Below are 3440 nucleotides of genomic sequence, written 5' to 3' on the forward strand. Positions count from 1 at the left end.
TGATGTAGAGACGCGCCATATATGATGTAGAGACGCGCCATATATGATGTAGAGACGCGCCATATATGATGTAGAGACGCGCCATATATGATGTAGAGACGCGCCATATATGATGTAGAGACGCGCCATATATGATGTAGAGACGCGCCATGGCGCGTCTCTACAAGGTTTGGATGTCTGGAAAAAACGGATGCCTAATCATGTTGCAATTGCTTAACCCTATTAATCGATAGAGGTTGATAGAGAGGACATAAGGCGACTTTTCGCTTTTCCAAAAGTTTAGCCACTTCATTTATAACAATGTCCACCAAATCAGTATCACAGCTAGCTAAAAACTCTTCCGACGTTATTGTTCCTTGAAAAAACTCCTGGGTGCGTTGCCACATCTGGCAAATCCCCTCAAATCCGATGTACTGGACAACAAAGCTAGTCAAAGGAGAGGTTTTGAAATCGAAGGAAATGCCTTGAGCGCGTCCCCCTACCAATAACTGCCACACTTCGCATTCCAGAACAGTTTTAGGTCGATAAGGATTAATCAGAGTGGGAAACGAATCGCCCAAACGACCGATTGAACTGTGTTCATCTCCAAAATCTCCCATCATAATGCTTAAGGGAACATCTGAACCTAAACGCAATGATAATGCTTCTAAAATAGCATTAGCCACCAACTTACTGTCTAAATATAGCCGCGCCACTTCTAAATTACGGCGAGCTTGCTCTACTAAATGGAGATAAATTAAATCATTGGGTTCGCCTCGGAACTGTCTAAAAATGAGTTCGGCGTTAAGGAATTTCATAAAAACTGCCATTTTTTGGATAGCAACTCGATAATCCCGCACCGTATACGACCCGGATTTGTTTAGATTATGGTTAGTTTCGGGTAATAAATTCCAAGTATTAGATAAAAAAACAGCCGAGCTGGGATGAGCAAACCCACCAACATCCCGATTCGCAAGTCTTACTGAACGCTTCACGCTTTCTATGATTTCTGTATCCGTTAAGTTAAGATTAAATCGCTGATTTGTAGACTTCAAACACTGATATAATTCTTCGCTAGGACTTAAGCCAAAATCGGATTGAGTGCGAAAGGGAATAGTCGCTTCGATACAAGCTATAACCTGCACAATCAATTTCGGCATCAGCACATGCTCTAGTAGTTTAGCCGCAACAATCGCACTTAAAAACTCATTTTGTCCGGTAAATGGAAATAGTTCCTCTCCTGGATTGACTTTAAACAGAGTGGCGACTATCTCAAAAAGAGTATCCTGTTCACCTGTATTTTCTTTTCGGACAAAAAACTTTCCTCTCTCCTCCTCAATAAAAGGAGCGAGATAGGGTGTCAGGTTAAACGGAATACATCCATCAACTTGCACGTAAATAATATCGTGAAACAAAGCCGCCAGGACTTCAATCGCGTCCGTCGATCCACCGACTGCTAGAATATGTTCTACGGAATGAAAATAGCGCCAGGGACCCATCATTGTTTGCACGATGATTCGGGCAATATGAGCAAGCTGAGTTTGGGAAACTTTAACGTCAAGCCTATGGGTTGCCCAGATGAGCTTATGCAAACATTTCTGATAATTTTTATCAAAATTCATAATATGAACTTAACTCATGGGAATACTTTAAAAGCGTCATTATAACTCTATACAGCATAAACAGCTATTGACCAGGAAAAGAGAGGGAAAACGGGCAAGCTTTTAGTTAATTGGGGAGGGTTGAGGGAGTACTGTTGATTCTTTTTCAAGAGCAATAGCTGAAAATTCCGCCCTTACTTTGAGTTTGGATTTCACTCCCCTATTTCCCCCGTCCAAGGATTTTCTATCTTTGAATCCAATTCGAGATGAGCGGCTTTCAAGGAAATAGGGAGATTTTCGGATTGTCGTTGCCATGGCATGGTACTATAGTCTTTATTTTAAATTGTGAAGGTTTTTTTGCCGATTTTACCTCAGCCAGATGTTTGATTGTATCTGCGCCAATTTGCGGAATCTCTCACAAGAGAATTCTGAATCGGTTAAGTCTAATGAGTAATCGGCAAAAGGCAAACCGCCAAGCTCGATAGTCCGAATTGGATCGGTAATGGCTTAGAGCGCCAGCCAGCCAGACTTACCGCGCTCAAGCTACTCCTGAAAAATGCCCGATTCTGGCTAGCGATCGCTGAGCACGTTATCTCTTTCCCAATTGGCTGTTTGTGAGCGATGATCATAATATCTTAACCTAAATCCGCTGATGCGGACTATCTGAAGATACTATGAGCAATCGCCCTCCCTTGAATGCATCTGCCCCAGCCTCTATCCTTTGGCAAGCCCAGCAGGAACTGTTAGCGCCTCGTCAGTTCTATCGTCTGTGCCAACAAGCGCGTCAGCAATCCGAGCAGACACAGACACGATTATACTTCTATGCTCCTGATTCAACGTTCATTGACTTAAAAAACAGAATTGGAGCGCGGGAAATCAGACGATTTCTCGACTATTTAGCCCAATATGTACGGGGGACTGTGCAAGAGGGCGATCGCTCTATATTCTACCTCAAACGAGGCAGGCTCCGGCTAAAACACAAAACTCAGACAATAATATTAATTAGAAAAGTAGGGGAGTATTCCCCACATACCCTATTTAAGCAAGCCATGAAAATTGAAGTAAAAATAGCTGGGGCGGGGATGATTGGTCGGGTCGCTCGTCTTAGGATCAATGGCAAAGATTTTGCCTTTAAAGCATTTTTTGATCCCGACTTTGTGTGGCAGCATGGACCTTGGGCAGAAATTCCCATCGGTATTCGCTTAAAATATTGTCAGGTGACTAAAGATATGCCGGAATTTTTGTTTTCTGGTCTGGATTGGGCAATATGGGAATGGATTTATCCCCACACTCATCCCCAATCCCGAAAACAGGGCATTACATACCAGCAGTTTGCTCAAAGGGAAGGACTCACGACACTGAATCCCTTAAATCGAAATAACTATAATCCCCATAATATACGCCTTGATCCCGGAGGAATTCAAAAAAACTATTGGGGAAGGCGATTTCAGGATTTTTTCCGCAGCCTTATGTTTTATGCTCGGAAAGTTCGCACACAAGGATGGAAGTCCCTGACTCCATACCTGAAACCGGAAAAACTCCGCTATTTAGGGCTGCGGTTGGTTTCACTCAGGAGAACTGGGGGGAGTCCAAGGGCGGTATCGTCGATACCAGATTGGCACACCGTATTGACGAAGAAAAGAAACGTAAAACACCCTGAACTATGATAAGCTGAGCAATCATTTTTTAACAGAAATTGGCAATTGACCTGCTCTAAAACTTAGAGTAAGATTATTTATTTGAGCAAGGATTGAGAGTAAGCAACCCCGGTCTAAAGACACGGAGCAAAAGCCAAATAAGTTGAAGCTGTGCTTACCAGCCTAAGTCTTCACTGACTACGTTATCGGCAAGTGTTCAAGA

The 3440-nt window shown here is 43.0% G+C and carries 2 protein-coding genes; one reads left to right on the forward strand and one right to left on the reverse strand.

The window, feature by feature from the left end:
* Positions 1–194: 194 nt before the first annotated feature.
* Positions 195–1601, reverse strand: a complete 1407-nt coding sequence (locus RIM23_RS14085; protein WP_446367871.1) for a hypothetical protein — start codon at positions 1599–1601, stop codon at positions 195–197.
* Positions 1602–2254: 653 nt separating this feature from the next.
* Between RIM23_RS14085 and RIM23_RS14090 the strand changes: the two genes are divergently transcribed.
* Positions 2255–3247: a hypothetical protein gene (locus RIM23_RS14090; protein ID WP_446367872.1), complete on the forward strand. Its 993-nt coding sequence runs from the start codon at positions 2255–2257 to the stop codon at positions 3245–3247.
* Positions 3248–3440: the final 193 nt, after the last annotated feature.

Source organism: Coleofasciculus sp. G3-WIS-01 (assembly GCF_040223135.1).
GTDB lineage: Bacteria > Cyanobacteriota > Cyanobacteriia > Cyanobacteriales > Coleofasciculaceae > Coleofasciculus.

Bases quoted from the DNA above. Each gene is read 5' to 3' on its own strand.
- RIM23_RS14085 (WP_446367871.1), bottom strand. From the start codon at position 1,601: ATGAATTTTGATAAAAATTATCAGAAATGTTTGCATAAGCTCATCTGG.
- RIM23_RS14090 (WP_446367872.1), top strand. From the start codon at position 2,255: ATGAGCAATCGCCCTCCCTTGAATGCATCTGCCCCAGCCTCTATCCTT.